Below are 24,201 nucleotides of genomic sequence, written 5' to 3' on the forward strand. Positions count from 1 at the left end.
TCGATCTGACGAGCTGGATCAAACAATTGCCAGGTTTTTTGAACGAAGCGCACGACGCGCGGCATTATACATGCCGTGCCTTACTCTCAAGAGTGCAATTTCCTCAGGTTGTGTCCGCGTATGACAGGCGAAATGAACATCCTCCCGCTCCCTCCGACCGTGCCGGCGAGCGCTCGCCCGCAAATGGGTGAGCTGCTCAAGCTGCTGACGCCGGTCGAGGGTTTGATCGGTGCCGGGCAAAGCGCCAAGGCCGAGGTGTTGTCGCTCAAGCAGGCCGATCAGACCTTTGAATTGCTGTTGAAAGTCACCCTCGACAGCGGCCGTCAGACCACCGTGCAGGCCAGCAGCAATCTACCGTTGGCACAGGGCACCAATCTGGCGATCACTCAGCCGTCGGCCGGCAATCTGGCGATCACCGTACAGCAAGCAATCGCCAGCAGCGTCGCTACCCTGACCCGCATCGATACCGCGCAATTGCCCGCCGGCACCCTGCTGCAAGGCAAAGTCGTGACCTCGCAAGCCCTGCCGCAGACGCCGGGGCAAGCGGCGGTATTTCGCTCGATGGTCACTTTGCTCAATACCGCCTTGAGCGGCAGCACTTTGAGCGTCGACAGCCCGCAACCGCTGCGCATCGGCACCTTGTTGTCGGCGCAGGTGCAGGACGCGCAAACCCTCAAATTCGTGCCGCTGAGCAGCCGTCAGGAGCAACTGGCGGTCAGTCAGCAATTGCTCGGCCAGCAAAGTCGCCAGGGCTCGCTGGATGGCTTGCTGAAAGTGCTGCAAAACCTGCCGCCGGCCAGCGATCAGACCTCGGCCGATCTGCGCGCAGTGGTCGACAAGCTACTCGCGAGCCTGCCGGACGTGCAGCAAATGAGCACAGCCAAAGGCGTGGCGCTGGCCTTGGCGAATAGCGGCGCGTTCCTCGAGGCAAAATTGCTCGGCGGACAAAACCCGAGCCTCGCCCCGGACATGAAGGCAGACCTGCTCAAGCTGATCGCACAACTGACGCCGGGACTGCCGAGCAACACCAATTTCAACGCGATCATCGCCGCCAACACGCTGGCACAAGCCTTGCCGAGTTTCGTCCGGAACGCCCTCGGCACCCTCGGCCAGGTCAGTGCCAAACCGGTGCCGAGCAGCTTCCCGCTACCTGAACGGCTGCTGGCGAATCTTGAAGGCGAAGGCGATCTCGAACAGCTGCTGCGTCTTGCCGCCGCCGCAGTGTCGCGTCTGCAGAGCCATCAATTGTCGAGTCTGGAACAGACCGGCGTCACCGACGATGGCCGCCTGCTCAGCACCTGGCAGCTGGAAATCCCCATGCGCAACCTGCAGGACATCGTGCCGTTGCAGGTCAAATTCCAGCGTGAAGAAGCGCCGGAGCGCGAACCGCAGCCGCACGAACGCCGCGATGAGCGCGAAGCCAAACAGCAACTGTGGCGCGTCGATCTGGCCTTCGATCTGGAACCGCTCGGGCCCATGCAAATTCAGGCGCAACTGATCGCCGGCAGCTTGTCCAGCCAGCTGTGGGCCGAGCGGCCGTACACGGCTGATCTGATTGAAAACAATCTGTTCGCATTACGTCAGCGTTTGCTCGATTCCGGGCTCAACGTCGGCGACCTCGACTGCCACCACGGCACGCCGCCGCAAGGCAACCAAACCCGCCTCGAACACCGCTGGGTCGACGAAACCGCATGAACGATTCCACTGCCCCTCGCCAGGCTATTGCCCTCAAATACGACGGCAACCACGCCCCGACCCTCACCGCCAAGGGCGACGATGAACTGGCCGAAGAAATCCTGCGCATCGCCCGCGATTACGAAGTGCCGATCTACGAAAACGCCGAACTGGTGCGCCTGCTCGCGCGGATGGAACTGGGCGACAGCATCCCCGAAGAGCTCTATCGCACCATCGCCGAGATCATCGCGTTTGCGTGGAATCTGAAGGGCAAATTCCCCGAGGGACAGGACCCGAACGCGCCGATGGTCGAGAAGGACATCACCGCACGCGGGGATGACTATTGAGGTTTCAAAGACGCCTTCGCGAGCAGGCTCGCTCCCACATTCGACCGTGATCAAATGTGGGAGCGAGCCTGCTCGCGAATAGCGCTTTTGATCTTGCTTGCCGCTGAAAGCTTGAAGCTTCTAGCTGCCCTTGTGCAACTTGCGCATCAACTCCGCCTCAGCCTGGGTCAAGCCGCACGACTGAGTCAGTTCATCGACGCTGGCGCCCATGCCTACCAGTTTCGCCGCCTGGGCGAATGACAGGCTAGACGGGTCGCGTTGTTCCAGTGCAACGATCTTGTCCGGCAACGGGCTCACCACCGCGCGCAACTCGTGCAGGGCTTCGCCCATGCGCACGTTGCCGTTCTGGTAGTCGTCGACGCGTTTGGCCAGCTCCTTGATGCGCTGATCACGCAGCGCATCACCCTGGGCCTGCTGTGCAGCGATTACTCGCTGCGCCTTGATGTACGAGACGAACATCGCCAGCGTGCCGGCCCAGAACAGGAACAGAACAATTACCGCAACCTCGAGAATCAAATCAGATGCTCTCCAGTTCCGACCATTCTTCTTCGCTCATCATCTTGTCCAGCTCGACCAGAATCAGCAGCTCGTTGTTCTTGTTGCACACGCCCTGAATGAACTTGGCCGATTCTTCGTTACCGACGTTTGGTGCGGTTTCGATTTCCGACTGACGCAGGTAAACCACTTCGGCAACGCTGTCGACCATGATGCCGACGACTTGCTTGTCGGCTTCGATGATGACGATACGGGTGTTGTCGCTGATCTCGCCGCTGTGCAGGCCGAAGCGCTGACGGGTGTCGATCACGGTGACCACGTTACCGCGCAGGTTGATGATGCCCAGCACGTAGCTCGGTGCACCCGGCACCGGGGCGATCTCGGTGTAGCGCAGCACTTCCTGCACGCGCATCACGTTGATGCCGTAGGTTTCGTTATCCAGTTTGAAGGTCACCCATTGCAGGATCGGATCTTCAGAACCTTTTGCATTCGACGCCTGACTACTCATACCCTGACCCCTCGAAAAAACCGCCCTGGGCGGTGTGTGTTCTGTGTGGTGGCGTTGAAAAATGCCATCGCCTGATTGTTATGTCGGCTGCTATGTCGGTTTATGTAGCGGCTTGTTGCCGCTCAAGTGCTTTGCCCCGCCGCTGGCGATCAACTCGGCCAGCGCGGACACGTCTAGCAATGCACACATGTGCTCGATCACGGTGCCGGCGAGCCATGGCCGCTGACCCCGGTGACTTCTCCATTTGATTTCATTCGGGTCCAGGCGCAACGAGCGGCTGACCTGATGCACCGCCAGCCCCCACTCGTAACCTTGCACCGAAATCACGTACTGCAGGCCCTGCCGGAAGTCATCGCGGTAACGATCCGGCATGACCCAGCGCGCCGTGTCCAAAACTTTCAGATTTCCGGCCTGGCTCGGCAGAATCCCGAGGAACCACTCCGGCTGACCAAACAGCGGTGTCAGCTCGTGGCCGGCCAGCGAATAGATCGAGCCGAGGCACACCAGCGGCACCGCCAGGGTCAGCCCGGCGACATCGAACAGCAAGCATTCGAAGGCTTCGGCAGCCCAGGCCGGACGGCCATCGGGCTCGACCGGTGGCGGCGGGTTGTTCGGCGGCAGGTGCACCTCGACCAGCGGCGGAACCAGCACCTGCGGCTCAGCAATCTGCGGCGCGGGTTCTGGCTCCGGTTCGGGTTCCGGCACGGTCAATAATTGTGTTTGCAGCAGCGGCGCCAAGGTCGACAGCGGCGCGCGCGGTTCATCAATCAGCGCGACTGGTGCTTTGGCCACGGGGGCAACAGCGGGCGCGGCGACCGGGCCGGTAGATTTCTGCGCGTCGCGGGCCTGCTCTTCCAGCACGGCGGCCTGGAACTCGTCCATGGCCTCGGTGCTTTCCACCGCTTCAGGCTGCGCCGGTTCGACGATTGGCGGCAGCGCTTCGACCGGGGCAGGCAAGTCCTCGGGCAGGTCGAGCAGCAGGTCTTCCAGATAGGACTGCAAGGCCCGTTGCGGACGTGACGTGAGTTTCACTGGGCGGTTCATCGGTGATCAGCGTCTGACAGGGAAACCGCGTTGTCTGCTTCGCGAGCAGGCTCGCTCCCACAGGGTTCGGGCAAGCAGATCGAAATCATCTCAGGCCACCTGCGGAACAAGTTGTTGCGCGAGCAGGTGCTTGAGCAGCGCGCGGTAGGCCAGCACGCCACGGCTCTTGCCGTCGAATTGCGAAGGCGTGACGCCCGCTCGGCTGGCGTCGCGCAGACGAGTATCGACCGGGATGTAGCCGTGCCAGATGTCTTCGGGGAATTTGTCACGCAGCACGCGCAAGGTGCCCATCGACGCCTGCGTGCGGCGGTCGAACAGGGTCGGCACGATGCTGAACGGCAACGGCTGTTTGCGCGAACGGTTGATCATCGCCAGGGTGTTGACCATGCGCTCCAGACCTTTGACGGCCAAGTGCTCGGTCTGCACCGGGATCACCAATTGCTGGCTCGCCGCGAGGGCGTTGACCATCAGCACGCCGAGCAACGGCGGGCTGTCGATGATCGCGTAATCGAAGTCCTGCCACAGTTGCGCCAGACTCTTGGCGATCACCAGACCCAAGCCACTCTGCCCCGGCGACTGCCGCTCAAGGGTGGCCAGTGCGGTGCTCGATGGCAGCAGGGAAATGCGTTCATCGCTGGTCGACAACAGCAGCTGCCCCGGCAGGCCTTGCGGCACGCTGCCCTTGTGCAGAAACAGGTCGTAGTTGCTGTGTTCCAGGCTGTCGGGGTCATAGCCGAAATAGCTGGTCATCGAGCCGTGCGGGTCGAGATCGACCACAACCACGCGCTTGCCCGCCTCGGCCAGCAACCCGGCTAGAGCGATGGAGGATGTGGTTTTACCGACACCACCCTTTTGATTGGCGACTGCCCAGACTCTCATTCAGTTCGTTCCTCCCGGCCAGATTGGTTGACCGAGACATGCTTCAGCGTGTTAATGCGGGCGACGGAGAATTGACGGCACTCTCGCGTCCCGGCGTCTTGACCGGGGTCGGTGCAGTTTGTGTGCCAGCGCGCTTCAACGCCGCATCCGGTTGCGCATTGGCGGTTCCGGTGCCCGTCAGGCTGCGGCGCACATCAAGATTGCGCGACACCACCAGCACCACACGACGGTTCTTCGCCCGGCCTTCGACCGTGGCGTTGTTGGCCACTGGCTGGAATTCGCCGTAGCCCACCGACGCCAGTCGCCCAGGATTCACGCCCTGCATGGCGAGCATGCGCACGATGCTCGCCGAGCGCGCCGACGACAGTTCCCAGTTGGTCGGGTACTGCGCGGTGCGGATCGGTTGATCGTCGGTGAAGCCTTCGACGTGGATCGGGTTGTCGAACGGTTTGAGGATCGCCGCGACCTTGTCGATGATGTTGAAGGCAATGTCGCTCGGCATTGCGTCGCCACTGCCAAACAACAGGCTGGAATTGAGTTCGATCTCGACCCACAACTCGTTACCGCGCACGGTCATCTGATTGGAGCTGATCAAGTCACCGAAGGCGGCACTGATGTCATCGGCGATGCTTTTCAGCGGATCGCTGGCCCCGGAAATGCCGGCGTCGACCTGCTCGGCATCCTTGACCAGCGGCTTGGCCGGGGTCACGGTTTTCGGTCGTTCGTCACCGATTGGAATCGGTTTGAGCGAGCGGTCGGAGTCAGTAAACACGCCGATCAGCGCTTCGGAAATGACTTTGTATTTGCCTTCGTTGATCGACGAAATCGAGTACATCACCACGAAAAACGCGAACAGCAAAGTGATGAAATCCGCGTAGGACACGAGCCAGCGCTCGTGATTGACGTGTTCTTCCTGGTGGCGACGACGAGCCATGAGGTTATTCCCTTAGTCCATGAAGCCTTGCAGCTTCAACTCAATGGAACGAGGGTTTTCACCTTCGGCGATCGACAGGATTCCTTCCAGCAACATTTCGCGATAACGCGACTGCCGCAACGCGATGGACTTGAGCTTGGCCGCGACCGGTAAAAGGATCAGGTTGGCACTGGCCACGCCATAGATGGTCGCGACGAACGCCACGGCAATGCCGTTACCCAGTTGCGACGGATCGGCGAGGTTGCCCATCACGTGAATCAGGCCCATCACCGCACCGATGATGCCAATGGTCGGCGCGTAGCCGCCCATGCTTTCAAAGACCTTGGCCGCTTCGATATCGCGGGATTCCTGAGTGTAGAAATCCACTTCGAGAATGCTGCGAATGGCTTCCGGCTCGGCGCCGTCGACCAGCAGTTGCAGGCCCTTGCGCGAATAGCTGTCGGGTTCGGCGTCGGCCACGCCTTCGAGGCCGAGCAGGCCTTCCTTGCGCGCCGTCAGGCTCCAATTGACCACGCGGTCGATGCCACCGGCGAGGTCGACACGCGGCGGAAAGAAGATCCACGCGAGAATCTGCATGGCGCGCTTGAACGCGCTCATCGGCGATTGCAGCAGCGCGGCACCGACCGTGCCGCCCAGCACGATCAGCGCCGCCGGGCCGTTGGCCAGTGCGCCGAGGTGACCGCCTTCAAGGTAGTTGCCGCCGATGATGGCGACGAACGCCATGATGAGGCCGATAAGGCTGAGAACATCCATCAGATACACGCCTCGACGATGTGCTTGCCGATGTCGTCCAGACCGTACACAGCGTCAGCCAGATCAGCTTTGACGATGGCCATCGGCATGCCGTAGATCACGCAGCTTGCTTCGTCCTGCGCCCACACCGAACTGCCGCCCTGCTTGAGCAGACGCGCGCCCTCGCGGCCGTCGGCGCCCATGCCGGTCAGCACGACTGCCAGAACTTTGTCGCCGTAGGATTTCGCCGCCGAACCGAACGTGATGTCCACGCACGGCTTGTAATTCAGACGTTCGTCGCCCGGCAGGATCTTCACCGCGCCACGGCCGTCGATCATCATCTGCTTGCCACCCGGTGCCAGCAGCGCCAGGCCCGGACGCAGGATGTCGCCATCCTCGGCTTCCTTGACGCTGATGCGGCAGAGCTTGTCGAGACGTTCGGCAAACGCTTTGGTGAACGCCGCCGGCATGTGCTGGATCAGCACAATCGGCGCCGGGAAGTTCGCCGGCAATTGCGTCAGTACACGTTGCAGCGCAACCGGGCCGCCAGTCGATGTGCCGATGGCCACCAGTTTGTAGGCTTTGCGTTTCGGTGCTGGCGACGAAGCGCTGGCAGCGGAGGCACGGGCAGGCGCTGGCGCCGGACGTGCCGGGACAGCGCTGCTGTGGCTCGTGTGGCTGCCGTAGCTCGACGCTGCCGGAGCAGGCGTCGGCGCTGGCGCAGCGGCGGGAGCCGGCGCGCTGTAGGCACTGAAACGACGGTTACTGCGCGAGATGCTATGGACTTTCTCGCACAGCAGTTGCTTGACCTTGTCGGGGTTGCGCGAGATGTCTTCGAAATTCTTCGGCAGGAAATCCACCGCACCGGCGTCCAGCGCATCGAGGGTTACCCGTGCGCCTTCGTGAGTCAGCGAGGAGAACATCAACACCGGGGTCGGGCAGCGCTGCATGATGTGCCGCACCGCCGTGATGCCGTCCATCATCGGCATCTCGTAGTCCATGGTGATCACGTCAGGCTTGAGGGCCATGGCCTGATCGATCGCCTCTTTACCGTTGGTGGCCGTGCCGACCACCTGGATGCTCGGATCCGACGAAAGAATTTCCGAGACGCGGCGGCGGAAAAACCCCGAATCGTCCACCACCAGGACTTTGACTGCCATAAACACTCCATTAGGTGCAGCAGCGCGTCATCGCGCCGCCGCCCCGGATTCAAATACGCTTCGTGGCGTAACGCTTGAGCATGCTTGGAACATCGAGAATCAGCGCAATGCGGCCGTCACCGGTGATGGTGGCGCCGGACATGCCTGGAGTTCCCTGAAGCATTTTGCCCAATGGCTTGATGACCACTTCTTCCTGGCCGACCAGTTGATCGACGACGAAGCCGATCCGCTGAGTGCCCACCGAAAGAATCACTACATGGCCTTCGCGCTGCTCTTCGTGAGCGGCGGAGCTGACCAGCCAGCGCTTGAGGTAGAACAATGGCAGCGCCTTGTCGCGCACGATCACCACTTCCTGACCGTCGACGACGTTGGTGGTCGACAGGTCGAGGTGGAAGATTTCGTTGACGTTGACCAGCGGGAACGCGAACGCCTGATTGCCGAGCATGACCATCAGCGTCGGCATGATCGCGAGGGTCAACGGCACCTTGATGACGATCTTCGAACCCTGGCCCTTGGTCGAATAGATGTTGATCGAACCGTTGAGCTGGGAAATCTTGGTCTTCACCACGTCCATGCCGACACCACGGCCGGACACGTCGGAGATCTCGGTCTTGGTCGAGAAACCCGGGGCGAAAATCAGGTTGTAGCACTCGGTATCGCTCAGGCGATCGGCCGCGTCCTTGTCCATCACGCCGCGTTTTACCGCAATGGCGCGCAGCACGTTCGGGTCCATGCCTTTGCCGTCGTCGGAGATCGACAGCAGGATATGGTCGCCTTCCTGCTCGGCCGCCAGCACCACGCGACCGCCACGGGCCTTGCCCGACGCTTCGCGCTCTTCCGGCGACTCGATGCCGTGGTCGACGGCGTTGCGCACCAAGTGGACCAGCGGGTCGGCCAGAGCCTCGACAAGGTTTTTGTCGAGGTCGGTTTCTTCACCCACCAGTTCCAGGTTGATCTCTTTCTTCAGTTGGCGTGCGAGATCGCGAACCAGACGCGGGAAGCGCCCGAAGACCTTCTTGATCGGCTGCATCCGCGTCTTCATCACGGCGGTCTGCAGGTCAGCGGTGACCACGTCGAGGTTCGACACGGCCTTGGACATGGCTTCGTCGCCGCTGTTGAGGCCCAGGCGCACCAGACGGTTACGCACCAGCACCAGCTCGCCGACCATGTTCATGATCTCGTCGAGCCGCGCGGTGTCGACGCGTACGGTGGTTTCCGCTTCGCTGGCCGGTTTTTCCGCGGGCGGTGTCGCAGGAGCGCGAGCCGCAGCCGGTGCAGCAGCGGCGGCCGGTTTCGGCGCCTCGGCTTTCGGCTCAGGCTTGGCCGCAGGTTTCGGCGCAGCAGCAGCCGGAGCTTTCGCCGCTGGCGTGGCGACGCTCGAGGCAGAGCCGGCAGTCGCGGCGCTGGCGTCAAACTTGCCTTTGCCGTGCAATTCGTCGAGCAGCGATTCGAATTCGTGATCGCTGATCAGGTCGCTGCCGGCCGCAGCGGCTGCCGGTGCAGCAGGGGCTGCCGGCGCCGAAGCAATGGCCGATTCCAGCGCGTCAACGGCGAAGTTGCCCTTGCCGTGCAACTGATCGAGCAAGGCTTCGAATTCGTCGTCGGTGATGTCCGAACTGTCGCCTGCAGCAGGCGCGGCCGGAGCCGCTGCTGCTGGCGCCGGAGCGACCGCATCGACAGCGAACTGGCCTTTGCCGTGCAGCTGATCGAGCAGCGATTCAAACTCGGCGTCGGTGATTTCATCGCTGGCGGCCGTGTCGGCAACCTGCGCCGGAGCAACAGCAGCAGCCGGGGCCTCGGCCTGAGCCTTGACGGCATTCAGCGAGTCCAGCAGTAGTTCGAATTCGTTATCGGTAATGTCGTCCGATGCGCTTTCGGCCACCGGCTCTTCCACCACTTCTACCGGTGCGGCCACGGCTTCATCCGCCGATTGCGGCTCGGCCAGACGCGCCAGCGCGGCCAGCAGTTCCGGCGTCGCAGCGGTGATCGGTGCACGTTCACGGACTTCGCTGAACATGCTGTTCACCGCGTCCAGTGCTTCGAGCACCACGTCCATCAGTTCTGCATCAACGCGACGCTCACCCTTGCGCAGGATGTCGAACACGTTTTCGGCGATGTGACAGCACTCCACCAGCTCATTGAGCTGAAGGAAGCCGGCGCCCCCTTTTACAGTGTGGAAACCGCGAAAAATTGCATTGAGCAGATCTGCATCATCCGGGCGGCTTTCCAGCTCGACCAGTTGTTCGGACAGTTGCTCAAGAATCTCGCCGGCCTCAACCAGGAAATCCTGAAGGATCTCTTCATCGGCGCCGAAGCTCATTAATGGGGTGCTCCTACAGGTCTAAAAACCCAAAAAACCCGAATTCCGAAACTCTAGAATCCAAGGCTGGATAACAAATCGTCCACATCGTCCTGACCGGACACAACGTCTTCTCGTTTATCGGCATGAATCTGCGGACCTTCACCCTGCGAGAGATGTTTTTGTGGATCTTTTTCAGCAAGCATTGCGGCGCGGTCATGTTCGATGCCCGCAAAGCGGTCGACCTGACTGGCCATGAGCACGAGTTTGAGCAGATTGCTTTCGACTTCGGTGACCAGTTGGGTCACACGCTTGATCACTTGACCTGTGAGGTCCTGGTAATCCTGAGCCAGCAGGATGTCGTTGAGGTTGCTCGACACCGCACGGTTGTCCGTGCTGCTGCGTGACAGAAAACCGTCGACCCGGCGCGCCAGTTCGCGGAACTCTTCAGCCCCGACCTCGCGACGCATGAAGCGGCCCCAATCGGCGCTCAAGGTCTGCGCTTCATCAGCGAGACTGTTGACCACCGGCGTGGCGCTTTCCACCAGATCCATGGTGCGGTTGGCCGCGGCTTCCGTCAGCTTGACCACATAGCCCAGGCGTTCGGTGGCGTCGGTGATTTGCGACACTTCCTCGGCCTGCGGCATGTGCGGATCGATCTGGAAATTGACGATCGCACTGTGCAGTTCACGTGTGAGCTTGCCCACTTCCTGATACAGGCCGCGGTCACGGGTCTGATTGAGCTCATGGATCAGTTGCACCGCGTCGCCGAACTTGCCTTTTTCAAGGCTCTCGACCAGTTCGACCGCGTGTTTTTTCAGAGTCGATTCGAAATCGCCCTGTGATGATTCGTTATGCTCCATAGCTCCCCCGCGCATTCATCAGCCGATGCGTTCGAAAATCTTCTCGATTTTGTCTTTCAACGCTTGAGCCGTGAAAGGTTTGACTACGTAACCGTTCACACCGGCCTGAGCGGCCTCGATGATCTGCTCGCGCTTGGCTTCAGCAGTCACCATCAACACCGGGAGGTGCTTGAGTTTTTCATCGGCGCGCACGTGACGCAGCAGGTCGATACCGGTCATGCCCGGCATGTTCCAGTCCGTTACCAGAAAGTCGATGCTGCCGCTGTTGAGCACCGGAATGGCGGTTACGCCATCGTCGGCCTCGACGGTGTTGGTGAACCCAAGATCGCGCAGCAGGTTCTTGATGATCCGCCGCATCGTTGAGAAGTCATCAACGATGAGGATTTTCATGTCTTTGTTCAATTCGACCTCCAAGCAGTCTTAAACGCGCCCAGCACCTGGACGCGCCACTTCAATCAATCGGCATAGCACTCGAAGTTTGTCTGGAGCACAACGGATCGAGACCGGCGCCGTTCATCACCGCACCAGCCTCGTTTCGCAGTGTCCCCACACTGCCTTCAGCGCGCTCGCCACTCCCCCAAACGCCCCCGCAGACGGGCCGCGCACTGGCTGTGTAACTGGCTGACCCGCGATTCACTGACGCCAAGGACTTCACCGATTTCCTTGAGGTTCAGCTCTTCGTCGTAGTACAGCGCCAACACCAGTCGCTCACGCTCCGGCAAATTGGCAATCGCGTCCGCCAGCGCCGCCTGGAAGCGTTCATCTTCCAGATCGCGTGACGGCTCCATATGAGCACTCGCGCCATCCTCGTGCAGCCCTTCGTGTTCGCCGTCCTGCAACAGGTCGTCGAAACTGAACAGGCGACTGCCCAAGGTGTCATTCAGAATCCCGTAGTAATCGTCGAGACTCAATTGGAGTTCGGCCGCAACCTCGTGATCTTTAGCGTCACGGCCGGTTTTAGCTTCAATCGAGCGAATCGCGTCGCTGACCATCCTGGTATTACGGTGAACCGAGCGTGGCGCCCAATCCCCTTTGCGCACTTCATCGAGCATCGCGCCGCGGATTCGAATGCCCGCGTACGTTTCGAAACTGGCGCCTTTGCTGGCGTCGTATTTGGTCGAGACTTCCAGCAAACCGATCATCCCGGCCTGGATCAGGTCTTCGACCTGCACGCTGGCCGGCAGGCGTGCCAGCAAGTGATAGGCAATGCGCTTGACCAGTGGCGCGTAGCGCTCGATCAGTTCGTATTGCGCGTCACGCGCCGACTTTTTGTAAAGATTCATGCCACTGGCGGTCATATCACAGGCCCTGCGGTTTGCTGCACGAGACGCTCGACGAAAAATTCCAGATGCCCGCGCGGGTTGGCCGGCAGCGGCCAGGTGTCGACCTTCTGGGCGATGGCCTTGAAGGCCAGCGCGCACTTGGAACGGGGAAAGGCTTCGTAGACGGCGCGCTGCTTCTGCACTGCCTTGCGCACGCTTTCGTCGTACGGCACGGCGCCGACGTATTGTAGGGCGACGTCGAGAAAGCGATCCGTGACCTTGGTCAACTTGGCGAACAGGTTGCGCCCTTCCTGCGGGCTCTGCGCCATGTTGGCCAGCACGCGGAAGCGGTTCATGCCGTAGTCGCGATTGAGCAACTTGATCAGCGCGTAAGCGTCGGTGATCGAAGTCGGCTCGTCGCAGACCACCAGCAACACTTCCTGGGCGGCGCGCACGAAACTGACTACCGAGTCACCAATGCCCGCAGCGGTGTCGATCACCAGCACGTCGAGATTGTCGCCGATGTCGCTGAACGCCTGGATCAGGCCGGCGTGCTGCGCAGGACTCAGGTGCACCATGCTCTGCGTGCCGGAGGCCGCCGGCACGATGCGAATCCCGCCCGGGCCCTGCAACAGCACGTCGCGCAGTTCGCAACGGCCTTCGATGACGTCGGCCAGTGTGCGTTTGGGTGTCAGCCCCAGCAGAACGTCGACGTTCGCCAGGCCCAGATCGGCGTCCAGCAGCATGACCCGACGGCCAAGCTCTGCCAGCGCCAGGGACAAGTTCACTGACACGTTAGTCTTGCCGACGCCACCTTTGCCGCCGGTCACCGCGATCACCTGTACGGGATGCATGCTGCCCATGTTATTTCTTTACCTTGTCTTGCATAGACGGAGGCCACATTACTGGCTGCGCGTTCACGATCGGAACAATGCGTGGCAGACCATCGATGTAGGTACAAAAACTGTTCATGATTACCTCAGCCAACCTGCTTGGTCGGGCTGTGATAGATATCAGCGAACATGTCAGCCATGGCTTCTTCGCTGGGTTCTTCCTGCATTTGCACGCTGACGGCGCGGCTGACCAGTTGATGACGGCGCGGCAGATGCAGATCATCCGGAATCCGTGGGCCATCGGTCAGGTACGCGACCGGCAATTCATGACTGATCGCCAGGCTCAACACTTCGCCGAGACTGGCCGTTTCATCCAGTTTAGTCAGGATGCAGCCGGCCAGCCCGCAACGCTTGTAACTGTGATAAGCGGCGGTTAGAACCTGTTTCTGGCTGGTGGTTGCCAGGACCAGATAATTTTTTGAGCGAATGCCACGCCCGGCCAGGCTCTCGAGCTGCATGCGCAACGCCGGATCGCTGGCTTGCAGGCCGGCAGTATCGATCAAAACCACGCGTTTGCGTAGCAGCGGATCCAGCGCCTGAACCAGCGACTGACCCGGATCGACGTGCGTCACCGGCACGTTCAGGATGCGTCCGAGGGTTTTCAGTTGTTCCTGCGCGCCGATGCGGAAGCTGTCCATACTGACCAGCGCAACATTCTGCGCGCCGTACTTGAGCACATAACGCGCGGCGAGCTTGGCCAACGTGGTGGTCTTGCCCATGCCGGCGGGGCCGACCATGGCAATCACACCGCCCTCTTCCAGCGGCTCGACTTCCGGTACGGCGATCATCCGCGCCAGGTGCGCCAGCAGCATGCGCCAGGCCTGACGGGGTTCTTCGATATCGGTGATCAGTGCCAGCAGATCGCGCGACAGCGGGCCGGACAGGCCAATGCGCTGCAGACGGCGATACAGATTGGCCTGGGCCGGACGGCTGCCTTGCAGCTGATTCCAGGCCAGGGTGCCGAGCTGCACTTCCATCAGCTCGCGCAGGCTGTTCAATTCAAAACGCATCGAATCCAGGGCACGCGGATCGACACCCGCCGAGGCCTGCGCAGGCGCTGCGGCCGGGCGCGTCGGTGCGGCGTAGGTCGGCTCGCTCAGCGGTTCGGCAGCAGTCAGCGGCAGGCCTGCGGTCAACGGCAGCCCGGCGAACAACTGCTGATTGGTGTTGCCGTCGGCTTCGCCACGCAGGCTCAGTTCAGCCTGGGCGGTGACGATGCGCGACTGGGTCTTGCGCAGCTCGTCTTCGAGCTCCATATTCGGAACCCGTGGCGCCAGCGCCGACAATTTGTAATCCAGAGCCGCCGTCAACTCGACGCCGCCGGCAATGCGGCGATTGCCGATGATGGCGGCATCAGCGCCCAGCTCATCGCGAACCAGCTTCATGGCCTGACGCATATCGGCGGCGAAAAAACGCTTAACTTGCATAAACCACTACCTCAGCCGTTGGGCCCTACTGTCGCAACGATGGTCACTTGCTTGTTGTCCGGTACTTCCTGGTAGGCCAGCACGTGCAGCCCTGGGACTGCGAGGCGGCCAAAGCGCGAGAGCATCGCGCGAATCGGGCCTGCTACCAGCAGGATCACCGGTTGGCCTTGCATTTCCTGCCGCTGGGCCGCTTCGATCAACGAACGTTGCAGCTTCTCGGCCATGCTCGGCTCCAGCAGAACGCCCTCTTCCGAGCCTTGTCCTGCCTTCTGCAGACTATTGAGCAATATCTGTTCCAACCTTGGTTCCAATGTGATCACAGGCAGCTCGGACTCAGTGCCTACAATGCTTTGGACGATTGCGCGGGATACGCCGACCCGCACAGCCGCGACCAGAGCGGCGGTATCTTGACTCTTGGCGGCGTTGTTCGCGATCGCTTCGGCGATGCTGCGAATGTCACGCACCGGCACGTGCTCGGCGAGCAGCGCTTGCAGGACCTTGAGCAACTGCGACAACGAAACCACACCCGGCACCAGCTCTTCCGCCAGTTTCGGCGAGCTCTTGGCCAGCAATTGCATGAGTTGCTGCACTTCCTCGTGGCCGATCAGCTCACTGGAGTGCTTGTAGAGAATCTGGTTCAAGTGCGTGGCAACCACGGTGCTGGCGTCGACCACGGTATAGCCGAGCGATTGCGCCTGGGCGCGCTGGCTGATTTCGATCCACACCGCCTCCAGGCCAAAAGCCGGATCTTTGGCGTTGATTCCGTTGAGCGAGCCGTAGACCTGGCCCGGGTTGATCGCCAGTTCGCGATCCGGGTAGATTTCGGCCTCGGCGAGGATTACGCCCATCAGGGTCAGGCGATACGCGCTCGGCGCCAGATCGAGGTTGTCGCGGATGTGCACGGTCGGCATCAGGAAGCCCAGATCCTGTGAGAGCTTCTTGCGCACGCCCTTGATCCGCGCGAGCAATTGCCCACCCTGATTGCGGTCGACCAGCGGAATCAGGCGATAGCCGACTTCGAGGCCGATCATGTCGATCGGCGTGACGTCGTCCCAGCCCAGCTCTTTGGTTTCCATGGCCCGTGCCGGCGACGGCAGCAGTTCCTGCTGACGCTTGACCTCTTCCAGGGCCACGACCTTGGCAACGTTCTGCTTCTTCCAGAACAGGTACGCGCCGCCAGCGGCCAGCGCGGCCATGCTCAGGAAGGAGAAGTGCGGCATGCCCGGCACCAGGCCCATCACCGCCATCAAACCCGCGGCCACGGCCAGCGCTTTCGGCGAGGCGAACATCTGCCGATTGATCTGTTTGCCCATGTCTTCCGAACCGGAAGCACGGGTCACCATGATCGCCGCCGCTGTCGATAACAACAGTGATGGCAATTGCGCCACCAAACCGTCACCGATGGTCAACAAAGCGTAAACCTTGCCGGCGTCAGCAAAACCCATGTTGTGCTGGAAGATACCGACGGCCATGCCGCCGATGAGGTTGATGAACAGAATCAGCAGACCGGCGATGGCGTCACCGCGGACGAACTTGCTGGCACCGTCCATCGAACCGTAGAACTCGGCCTCTTGTGCGACTTCCTGGCGGCGCGCCTTGGCCTGCGCCTGATCGATCAGGCCGGCGTTGAGGTCGGCATCGATCGCCATTTGTTTGCCGGGCATCGCATCGAGGGTGAAGCGCGCGCTCACCTCGGAAATCCGCCCGGCACCCTTGGTCACCACGACGAAGTTGATGATCATCAGGATCGCGAAAACCACGATACCGACCACGTAGTTACCGCCGATCACCACCTCACCGAAGGCCTGGATCACCTTACCGGCGGCGGCGTGGCCGTCCTGACCGTGGAGCATCACCACCCGCGTCGAGGCCACGTTCAACGCCAGGCGCAGCAGCGTTGCCACCAGCAGAATGGTCGGGAACACGGCGAAATCCAGCGGCCGCAGCGCATACACGCAGACCAGCAGGACGACGATCGACAGAGCGATGTTGAAGGTAAAGAAGACGTCGAGCAGGAACGGCGGTACCGGCAACATCATCATCGCCAGCATAACCAGCAGCAACAACGGCACGCCCAGATTGCCTCGACTGAGGTCGGCAACGTTGGTGCGTGCTGTATTGAATAACTGAGTGCGATCCACCGGTTTTCCCCGTTCCTTTAAAGCAAACTTTTGACGCCCGGAGCGGGCGCACGGCGGCTATTGCAAGAAGCCTTCCAACTTTTACAAAGGATTGAAAAACACGGCCGGTGTAGGAGTGAGCCTGCTCGCGATGAGGATTTTCCGCTCAATGCATTCAAACCAGACAGACCGCTATCGCGAGCAGGCTCACTCCTACAAGCGAATGCATTCCAAATGTCAGATTGAAATGCCTTCCAACTGTGGGAGCGAGCCTGCTCGCGAAGAGACCATCAGATTCGGCACAACTTTTTGATTTAAACGAAGCTGTTTAAAAGACACTTGCAGACACGGTCTCAAGGCTACAAATCCTTGCGCCATTGCCTACAGCCAAGCCAGAATCCGCCGGCTTGTGCGCTTTGGGGCCGGGTTCTATTGTGGTCCGGTCGCTGACGAATCAGCGATCGGGTTTAGCGACCCGGACTCTCTCAGTGCATCAGCGTTCGTAGCTACGTTGCGGAGATCTTCGCCTGCAATAACGTTATGGCGGCTGTATGCGGGAGACCTTCGGGTCTACCGGGGTGCCTGAGACCGGTTCGCTAACCTGCGTACAGCTGCCACCTTCACCTGTTTAGCGACAGGAAAAAGAGTGGCTCCATAAACTCAGGAGCTCCACCATGATCAAACCAACGCCCAACCCACCCGAAACCGATCCCACCTCCCCCTACGAATCCCTCGACTCCACCAAACTCCACGACGCCGCCGATCGCGCCCTCGACCACTACCTCTGCCCACCCGGCTCCACCCCGCCACCCTTCAGCTCCCGCGCCATGTACGCCGTCACCGCCGACACCAAAAACGAAGACCTGCTGGCCAACGCCTGCGAAACCCTCGCCTCGGCTAAAACCATCGCCCAGGAATTCGCCGGACTGGTGAAACCATCCCAGCGCCGGACGCTGATGGGCATCGCGCAGTTGATCATGCTCGGGGAATTGGCGGTGAATCGGGTGCTGGATAATCTGGAATTGCCGCAGTAGCACGGCGCAATGATCGTTCCCACGCTCCGGCGTGGGAATGCCTCAACGGACACTCAACGTTCGGCTTTGGAAGCGAAGCGGAGCTTACCGGCTGCATTCCGTTGTTGCGCGTGGGAAAGATCATCAGTGGCCAAGCTACTACGCAGTCAGTATCTGCTTGGCCGTGATTTCGCCGAAAGCCAGCTGATTGCGATCGACATACTTCACGCCTCGAAATACCGATTGGCCTTCAACCTCGACGAAATCCTCGTGCATGTACATGAGCACGACTTTGGTCGTTGGCGCTGTGATTTTCGGAATGGCCAAGTCAGCCTGCAACAGGTTCAGCGCCCAATGAAATTGCATTAAAGGCAAATCATCGATCGTGATCAGGCGGCTGTTGTGCAGCAATCGGAAGTCCCGGCTTGCAGTGATACGCAACTTTTGCCCGACGATCTGAAACGCAGGCTTGCTATAGCGCACCTCCAGATCAGCATTCGAGGCCCATTGACCCATGTAATAACGTGGCGATGTGAACAGCGCGAACAAGGCCATTTTGTGTCCGACATTGCCCGCGCTATCGAACAGATAGTTGTAGGAGTAGTGGTAAGCCAATCCGTCCAGTTCAGGCCTGATGGCATTGACCGGGTTGTTCAGATAATCGGGGATATAAACGTTGGCCATCTGCACGAAGTGAGTAAAGTCAAGATCGAGGTCAAAGCTCACCGTGTACCGTATGGATCGTTCTTTGGGGTTTTGCTCCAACTGTCCTGAAACGTAGTCCAGTGTCATTCCTTCGAGTTTTTTATAGATTCGCTCTGCCATGATCTCTATCTCTGCGCTCAGGGATTATTCCCAAGTGCATAGCAACGCGGTTGGATAGCGGCGTCTACTGTCAGAGTTGACAGGTTGAGAGACTTTCCGGACGAGCGGTAACCATCAGGAATCCCGACGCAAATCCGGCGGAATCGGCAAATCATCCTTCAACGGATCCGGCCGCTTGCCCTTGCCTGCCTGGTGCTGGCGGATCTGGTAGACGTAGGCCAGCACCTGCGCCACTGCCAGATACAGCCCGCCAGGAATTTCCTGCTCAAGCTCAGTTGAGTAATAAATCGAGCGCGCCAACGCAGGCGACTCGAGCAGCATCACGTTGTTGGCCACGGCAATCTCGCGGATTTTCAGGGCGATGAAGTCGCTGCCCTTGGCCAGCAGTACCGGTGCGCCGCCCTTCTCCGAGTCGTATTTGAGCGCGACGGCGTAGTGGGTCGGGTTGGTAATGACCACGTCGGCTTCGGGAATCGCCGCCATCATGCGGCGCTGGGACATTTCGCGCTGGGTCTGGCGAATACGCTGCTTGACCTCGGGGCGACCCTCCTGGTCCTTGTGCTCGTCGCGCACTTCCTGCTTGGTCATCAGGAGTTTCTTGTGCGCTTCCCAGAGCTGCACCGGCACGTCGACGGCGGCGATGATGATCAGGCCGCAGGCCAGCCACAGCGTGCTCCAGCCCACCAGCAAAACACTGTGGATGATCGCCATGTCCAGTGGTTCGTGGGCGATGCGCAAGAGGTCATCGACGTCGGCGGACAACACCAGCAACGCCACGCCCAACGTAATCAGAAACTTGGCCAGTGCCTTTAGCAGCTCGACTACAGCCTTGAAGGAGAACATGCGCTTGAGGCCGGCGGCCGGGTTCATACGGCTGAACTTGGGCGCCAGGGAGCTTGCGGCAAACAGCCAGCCACCGAGAGAGATCGGCCCGATGATGGCGGCGAGCAACAGGGTGATCATCACCGGCTGAATCGCCAGCAGCGCGATCAGGCCCGACTCCAGCAAAAACCGGCCCATGGCGCCCTGGTCCATCACCACTTCGCGGGACAGGGTGAAGTTCAAGCGCATCACGTCCATCAGTTCTTGCGCGAGCATGCCGCCGAAGATCAGCAGCGCAGAGGCGCCGGCCATCATCACGGCGAGGGTGTTGAGTTCCTTGGAGCGGGCAATCTCGCCCTTCTCACGGGAGTCCTTTTTGCGTTTCTCCGTGGGGTCTTCTGTTTTGTCCTGACCGCTTTCGCTCTCTGCCATGACTCAGCGCGCCCGTGCCAGTTCGCGTAGCAACTGCAAGGCCTCGCTGGCCAGCGGTTGATACTGGTTGAGAATGTCCGCAAGGCCAACCCAGACGATGAACAGGCCGAGCACCAGGGTCAGCGGAAAACCGATCGAGAAGATGTTCAGTTGCGGCGCGGCGCGGGTCATCACGCCGAACGCAATGTTGACCACCAGCAATGCGGTGACGGCGGGCAATACCAGCAACAACGCGGCGCCCAGCACCCAGCCGAGTTTGCCGGCCAGTTCCCAGTAATGCTCGACCATCAAACCACCGCCGACCGGCAGCGTGGTGAAGCTTTCAGTCAGGACTTCGAATACCACCAAGTGGCCGTTCATCGACAGGAACAGCAGCGTCACCAGCATGGTGAAAAACTGCCCGATCACCGCCACCGAAACGCCGTTGGTAGGGTCGATCATCGAGGCGAAGCCCATGCCCATCTGCACCGCGACAATCTGCCCGGCGACGGCGAAGGCCTGGAAGAACAGTTGCAGGGAAAAGCCGAGCACGGCGCCGACCAGAATCTGCTCGCCGATCAGCAGCAGGCCGCTGAGATCCAGCGGGCTGACGGCCGGCATCGGCGGCAGCGCCGGGGTGATGACCACGGTGATCGCCACGGCGAAATACAGGCGCACGCGACGCGGGATCAGGGTGGTGCCGAACACCGGCATGACCATCAGCATCGACGCCACGCGAAACAGCGGCAACATGAACGACGCCACCCAAGTGCTGATCTGGGTGTCGGTCAGCTGAAGCAGCGATTGCATGGCTTAGCCGATGACCATCGGAATGTTTTTGTACAGCTGGATGATGTATTCCATGAACGTCTGCACGATCCACGGACCGCCGATGATCAGGGTCACCAGCATCACCAAAAGACGCGGCAGAAAGCTCAGGGTCTGTTCGTTGATCTGCGTGGCGGCCTGGAACATCGACACCAGCAGGCCGACCAAGAGGCTCGGCACCACCAGGATGGCGACCATCATGGTGGTCAGCCACAGGGCTTCACGAAAGATATCGACCGCGACTTCCGGCGTCATGGCGACACACCTCCAAAACTGCTGGCCAGGGTGCCGATAATCAGCGCCCAGCCATCGACCAGCACGAACAGCATGATCTTGAACGGCAGCGAAATGATCAGCGGCGAGAGCATCATCATACCCATGGCCATCAGCACGCTCGCCACAACGAGGTCGATGATCAGGAACGGGATGAAGATCATGAAGCCGATCTGGAAGGCGGTTTTGAGTTCGGAGGTGACGAACGCCGGTACCAGAATGGTCAGCGGCGCCTGATCCGGGGTGGCGATGTCGGTGCGCTTGGACAGGCGCATGAACAGCTCCAGATCACTGCTGCGCGTCTGCGCGAGCATGAAGTCCTTGATCGGCACCTGGGCCTTTTCCACCGCTTGCTGGGCGGTAAGGGTTTCCGCCAGATACGGTTGCAGCGCGTCCTTGTTCACCCGATCGAATACCGGCGCCATGATGAACAGCGTCAGGAACAGCGCCATGCCGGTGAGGATCTGGTTCGACGGCGTCTGTTGCAGGCCGAGGGCCTGACGCAGGATCGAGAAGACGATGATGATTCGCGTGAAGCTGGTCATCAGGATGACCGCCGCGGGAATAAAGCTCAGCGCGGTCATGATCAGCAGGATCTGCAGACTGACCGAGTATTCCTGCGCGCCGTCGGCATTGGTGCCCAGCGTGATCGCCGGGATCGACAACGGATCGGCGGCGAACGCCAGCGGCGCGGCCAGCAACAGGAGCAGCGTCAAGACGATGCGGAGCGCACCCATTACTTCGTATCCTTTTGGTCCTTGCCAAGAATCTTCAGCAGATGCTGAGCAAATTCCGGCGTCGCTTTTTCACTGGCGGTGGGGACTTCGACCGGCTCTTTGAGCACGTGCAGCGCGGTGATGGTGCCGGGGCTGAGGCCGAGCAGAATCTGCTCGTTGCCGACCTGCACCAGCATCAAGCGATCACGCGGACCGAGCGCGCGGGAACCGATCAGCTCGATCACCTGGCCCTTGCCCGCCGGCCCCGCCTGTTGCACGCGGCGCAACAGCCAGGCGAGGAAGAAGATCAAGCCCAGCACCAGTAGCAAACCGAACACCAGTTGCGTCAACTGACCGGCCACGCCGCTGTTGACCATCGGCGCGGTGGCGGCAGGCGCGGCAGTGGTTGCGCCCGGCTCGGCAGCCAGCACGCTCAGCGGCCACGCCAGCAACACCCAGAGAAACCTTTTCACTCAGCGCAGCTTCTTGATGCGTTCGCTTGGGCTGATCACGTCAGTCAGGCGGATGCCGAACTTCTCGTTGACCACCACTACTTCGCCGTGGGCGATCAAGGTGCCGTTGACCAGCACGTCGAGCGGCTCACCGGCCAGACGATCGAGCTCGATCACCGAACCCTGGTTGAGTTGCAGCAGGTTGCGGATGTTGATGTCGGTGCTGCCGACTTCCATCGAGATCGACACTGGAATGTCGAGGATCACGTCCAGGTTCGGGCCGTCGAGGGTCACCGGATCATTGTTCTTCGGCACACTGCCGAACTCTTCCATCGGCAGACGGTTGGAGCTGGAAGTGCCGGCGTCGGCAGCCAGCAGTGCATCGATGTCAGCCTGGCCGGCATCACCGGTTTCTTCCAGGGCCGCAGCCCATTCATCGGCCAGTGCCTGGTCGTCCTGCGCGTTCATATCGTCGTTCATCATGTGTCCTCGGCGGGCAACAATTCGGTTAAATACGGGGGTGAAAAGCGCCGCCTCAGCGACGCTCGATCGGCTCGATCACCTGCAACGCGAGGTTGCCTTTGTGCGAGCCCATCTTGACCTTGAAGGCCGGCACGCCGTTGGCGCGCATGATCATGTCTTCCGGCATCTCGACCGGGATCACATCCCCCGGTTGCATGTGCAGGATGTCGCGCAGCTTCAACTGGCGGCGGGCCACGGTGGCACCGATCGGCACGTCGACATCGAGCACGTCCTGGCGCAGGGCGTTGACCCAGCGCTCGTCCTGATCGTCGAGGTCGGACTGGAAACCGGCGTCGAGCATCTCGCGCACCGGCTCGATCATCGAGTACGGCATGGTCACGTGCAGATCGCCGCCACCGCCATCGAGTTCGATGTGGAAGGTGGAGACCACAATCGCTTCGCTCGGGCCGACGATGTTGGCCATGGCCGGGTTCACTTCCGAGTTGATGTACTCGAAATTGACTTCCATGATCGCCTGCCAGGCTTCTTTCAGATCGACGAAAGCCTGCTCGAGCACCATGCGCACTACGCGCAGTTCGGTCGGGGTGAATTCCCGCCCTTCGATCTTGGCGTGACGGCCGTCGCCACCGAAAAAGTTGTCCACCAGCTTGAACACCAGTTTGGCGTCGAGGATGAACAGCGCGGTGCCGCGCAGCGGTTTGATCTTGACCAGGTTGAGGCTGGTCGGCACGTACAGCGAGTGCACGTATTCGCCGAACTTCATCACCTGCACGCCACCGACGGCCACGTCCGCCGAGCGGCGCAGCATGTTGAACATGCTGATGCGGGTGTAGCGGGCAAAGCGCTCGTTGATCATTTCCAGCGTCGGCATGCGTCCACGGACGATGCGATCCTGGCTGGTCAGGTCGTAGCTTTTGACACTGCCGGGTTCGGCAGCATTATCGGTCTGTACCAGACCATCATCGACGCCATGCAGCAGCGCATCGATTTCATCCTGGGACAGCAGATCCTGCACGGCCATGTCGTGTTCCTACTGCAGTACGAAATTAGTGAAAAGCAACTGTTCGATGACCACTTTGCCCAGTTCTTTCTGCGCCACTTCCTGGACGCTGGCGGTGGCCTTCTGGCGCAACATCTCTTGTCCGACCGGTGTCGCCAGTGTGGCGAAATCCTGACCGGAGAAGAGCATCACCAGGTTGTTGCGGATAACCGGCATGTGCACTTTGAGCGCGTCCAGATCGGCCTGATTACGCGCCAGCATGGTGATGCTCACCTGCATGTAGCGCTGACGGCCGTTCTGGTTGTAGTTGGCAACGAAGGCCGGCGCCATCGGCTCGAAAATCGCCGCCTGCTTGCCGACCGGCGCTGCTTCAGCGGCCTCGGCAGGCTTGCTCTGCGCGCCGTGCATGAAGAACCAGGTCGCCCCGACGGATGCACCAATGGCCACCAGCAACGCCAGCACGATCACGATGATCAGCTTGAGTTTGCCTTTGGTTGCGGGGTCTTTTACTGCTGCAGCTTCGCTCTTCGCCATGCCAATAATCCGTCACTAATCGGGGGTTTCACAGTCGCACGGCAAGGCAAGAGCAAGTGTTATGCCAGAAGTGTCGGCGCGTCATCTGAACGGCGCCATGAACAAACGTGGGAGCGAGCCTGCTCGCGAAAGCAATGTGTCAGTCAACATATAGGTTGAATGTCACACCGTATTCGCGAGCAGGCTCGCTCCCACATTGGGTAGTGC

The 24,201-nt window shown here is 60.7% G+C and carries 26 protein-coding genes; 3 read left to right on the forward strand and 23 right to left on the reverse strand.

Annotated elements, in window-relative coordinates:
• Positions 1-120: 120 nt before the first annotated feature.
• Together ACMYUN_RS06800 and ACMYUN_RS06805 are read left to right on the forward strand one after the other, a co-directional pair.
• Entirely contained in the window at positions 121-1,695 is a 1,575-nt protein-coding gene (locus ACMYUN_RS06800) for a flagellar hook-length control protein FliK (protein WP_415763311.1), read from the forward strand.
• Positions 1,692-2,021, forward strand: a complete 330-nt coding sequence (locus ACMYUN_RS06805; RefSeq protein ID WP_039763610.1) for an EscU/YscU/HrcU family type III secretion system export apparatus switch protein — start codon at positions 1,692-1,694, stop codon at positions 2,019-2,021. Before ACMYUN_RS06800 ends, ACMYUN_RS06805 begins: the two co-directional genes overlap by 4 nt.
• Positions 2,022-2,141: 120 nt before the next feature.
• Here the strand turns inward: ACMYUN_RS06805 and ACMYUN_RS06810 are convergent, their stop codons facing one another.
• The 14 genes from ACMYUN_RS06810 to flhA form a co-directional block, all read right to left on the reverse strand.
• Positions 2,142-2,537, reverse strand: a complete 396-nt coding sequence (locus ACMYUN_RS06810) for a DUF2802 domain-containing protein (RefSeq protein ID WP_016771049.1) — start codon at positions 2,535-2,537, stop codon at positions 2,142-2,144.
• A 1-nt stretch (position 2,538) separates the two neighbouring features.
• Positions 2,539-3,024 (reverse strand): chemotaxis protein CheW, encoded by a 486-nt coding sequence (locus ACMYUN_RS06815; protein ID WP_016771050.1) that lies wholly within the window; start codon positions 3,022-3,024, stop codon positions 2,539-2,541.
• 90 nt (positions 3,025-3,114) lie between these two features.
• On the reverse strand, positions 3,115-4,068 hold the full coding sequence (locus tag ACMYUN_RS06820; RefSeq protein ID WP_415763312.1) for a CheW domain-containing protein: 954 nt from the start codon (positions 4,066-4,068) through the stop codon (positions 3,115-3,117).
• Between the two features lie 90 nt (positions 4,069-4,158).
• A complete protein-coding gene (locus ACMYUN_RS06825) occupies positions 4,159-4,947 on the reverse strand; it encodes a ParA family protein (protein ID WP_039763606.1) in 789 nt (262 codons plus the stop codon).
• A gap of 43 nt (positions 4,948-4,990) precedes the next feature.
• The gene (motD, locus tag ACMYUN_RS06830; protein WP_016771054.1) at positions 4,991-5,881 is read right to left on the reverse strand and encodes a flagellar motor protein MotD; all 891 of its coding nucleotides are present in this window, start codon (positions 5,879-5,881) and stop codon (positions 4,991-4,993) included.
• Positions 5,882-5,893: 12 nt separating this feature from the next.
• Positions 5,894-6,634 carry a flagellar motor protein gene (locus ACMYUN_RS06835; RefSeq protein WP_039763601.1) on the reverse strand — a complete coding sequence of 247 codons (741 nt, stop codon included), beginning with the start codon at positions 6,632-6,634 and terminating at the stop codon, positions 5,894-5,896.
• Entirely contained in the window at positions 6,634-7,773 is a 1,140-nt protein-coding gene (locus ACMYUN_RS06840) for a chemotaxis response regulator protein-glutamate methylesterase (protein ID WP_310407210.1), read from the reverse strand. Before ACMYUN_RS06840 ends, ACMYUN_RS06835 begins: the two co-directional genes overlap by 1 nt.
• A 49-nt stretch (positions 7,774-7,822) precedes the next feature.
• Complete coding sequence (locus tag ACMYUN_RS06845; RefSeq protein WP_415763313.1) at positions 7,823-10,093, reverse strand: chemotaxis protein CheA; 2,271 nt, start codon at positions 10,091-10,093, stop codon at positions 7,823-7,825.
• 53 nt (positions 10,094-10,146) lie between these two features.
• Entirely contained in the window at positions 10,147-10,935 is a 789-nt protein-coding gene (locus tag ACMYUN_RS06850; RefSeq protein ID WP_016771058.1) for a protein phosphatase CheZ, read from the reverse strand.
• Positions 10,936-10,953: 18 nt separating this feature from the next.
• Positions 10,954-11,325, reverse strand: coding sequence for a chemotaxis response regulator CheY (locus tag ACMYUN_RS06855; RefSeq protein WP_161986607.1), 372 nt, complete (start codon positions 11,323-11,325; stop codon positions 10,954-10,956).
• Between the two features lie 167 nt (positions 11,326-11,492).
• Positions 11,493-12,233, reverse strand: coding sequence for an RNA polymerase sigma factor FliA (gene fliA / locus ACMYUN_RS06860; RefSeq protein ID WP_016771059.1), 741 nt, complete (start codon positions 12,231-12,233; stop codon positions 11,493-11,495).
• A complete protein-coding gene (gene fleN, locus ACMYUN_RS06865) occupies positions 12,230-13,060 on the reverse strand; it encodes a flagellar synthesis regulator FleN (RefSeq protein ID WP_016771060.1) in 831 nt (276 codons plus the stop codon). Before fleN ends, fliA begins: the two co-directional genes overlap by 4 nt.
• A 116-nt stretch (positions 13,061-13,176) precedes the next feature.
• Positions 13,177-14,517 carry a flagellar biosynthesis protein FlhF gene (gene flhF, locus ACMYUN_RS06870; protein WP_415763314.1) on the reverse strand — a complete coding sequence of 447 codons (1,341 nt, stop codon included), beginning with the start codon at positions 14,515-14,517 and terminating at the stop codon, positions 13,177-13,179.
• Positions 14,518-14,528: 11 nt separating this feature from the next.
• Entirely contained in the window at positions 14,529-16,658 is a 2,130-nt protein-coding gene (gene flhA / locus ACMYUN_RS06875; RefSeq protein WP_415763315.1) for a flagellar biosynthesis protein FlhA, read from the reverse strand.
• Positions 16,659-17,311: 653 nt separating this feature from the next.
• Here flhA and ACMYUN_RS06880 point away from each other — a divergent pair.
• Positions 17,312-17,671 carry a DUF6124 family protein gene (locus tag ACMYUN_RS06880; RefSeq protein ID WP_415763316.1) on the forward strand — a complete coding sequence of 120 codons (360 nt, stop codon included), beginning with the start codon at positions 17,312-17,314 and terminating at the stop codon, positions 17,669-17,671.
• A gap of 138 nt (positions 17,672-17,809) precedes the next feature.
• Here the strand turns inward: ACMYUN_RS06880 and ACMYUN_RS06885 are convergent, their stop codons facing one another.
• The 9 genes from ACMYUN_RS06885 to fliL form a co-directional block, all read right to left on the reverse strand.
• Positions 17,810-18,475 (reverse strand): hypothetical protein, encoded by a 666-nt coding sequence (locus tag ACMYUN_RS06885; protein ID WP_415763317.1) that lies wholly within the window; start codon positions 18,473-18,475, stop codon positions 17,810-17,812.
• 114 nt (positions 18,476-18,589) lie between these two features.
• Positions 18,590-19,729, reverse strand: a complete 1,140-nt coding sequence (flhB, locus tag ACMYUN_RS06890) for a flagellar biosynthesis protein FlhB (RefSeq protein ID WP_129999032.1) — start codon at positions 19,727-19,729, stop codon at positions 18,590-18,592.
• A 3-nt stretch (positions 19,730-19,732) separates the two neighbouring features.
• Positions 19,733-20,518, reverse strand: coding sequence for a flagellar biosynthetic protein FliR (gene fliR / locus ACMYUN_RS06895; RefSeq protein WP_039761194.1), 786 nt, complete (start codon positions 20,516-20,518; stop codon positions 19,733-19,735).
• A 3-nt stretch (positions 20,519-20,521) separates the two neighbouring features.
• The gene (gene fliQ / locus ACMYUN_RS06900; RefSeq protein ID WP_016771067.1) at positions 20,522-20,791 is read right to left on the reverse strand and encodes a flagellar biosynthesis protein FliQ; all 270 of its coding nucleotides are present in this window, start codon (positions 20,789-20,791) and stop codon (positions 20,522-20,524) included.
• Positions 20,788-21,546, reverse strand: a complete 759-nt coding sequence (gene fliP / locus ACMYUN_RS06905; RefSeq protein WP_415763318.1) for a flagellar type III secretion system pore protein FliP — start codon at positions 21,544-21,546, stop codon at positions 20,788-20,790. Before fliP ends, fliQ begins: the two co-directional genes overlap by 4 nt.
• Complete coding sequence (gene fliO, locus ACMYUN_RS06910) at positions 21,546-21,998, reverse strand: flagellar biosynthetic protein FliO (RefSeq protein ID WP_016771069.1); 453 nt, start codon at positions 21,996-21,998, stop codon at positions 21,546-21,548. The genes fliP and fliO overlap by 1 nt, the downstream gene beginning before the upstream one ends.
• Positions 21,999-22,457 carry a flagellar motor switch protein FliN gene (gene fliN / locus ACMYUN_RS06915; RefSeq protein WP_016771070.1) on the reverse strand — a complete coding sequence of 153 codons (459 nt, stop codon included), beginning with the start codon at positions 22,455-22,457 and terminating at the stop codon, positions 21,999-22,001. It lies immediately after the preceding gene.
• A gap of 55 nt (positions 22,458-22,512) precedes the next feature.
• A complete protein-coding gene (gene fliM / locus ACMYUN_RS06920; RefSeq protein ID WP_003222890.1) occupies positions 22,513-23,481 on the reverse strand; it encodes a flagellar motor switch protein FliM in 969 nt (322 codons plus the stop codon).
• 9 nt (positions 23,482-23,490) lie between these two features.
• The gene (fliL, locus tag ACMYUN_RS06925) at positions 23,491-23,994 is read right to left on the reverse strand and encodes a flagellar basal body-associated protein FliL (RefSeq protein ID WP_016771071.1); all 504 of its coding nucleotides are present in this window, start codon (positions 23,992-23,994) and stop codon (positions 23,491-23,493) included.
• Positions 23,995-24,201: the final 207 nt, after the last annotated feature.

It is taken from the genome of Pseudomonas sp. CP4 (assembly GCF_047758505.1).
GTDB lineage: Bacteria > Pseudomonadota > Gammaproteobacteria > Pseudomonadales > Pseudomonadaceae > Aquipseudomonas > Aquipseudomonas fluorescens_AO.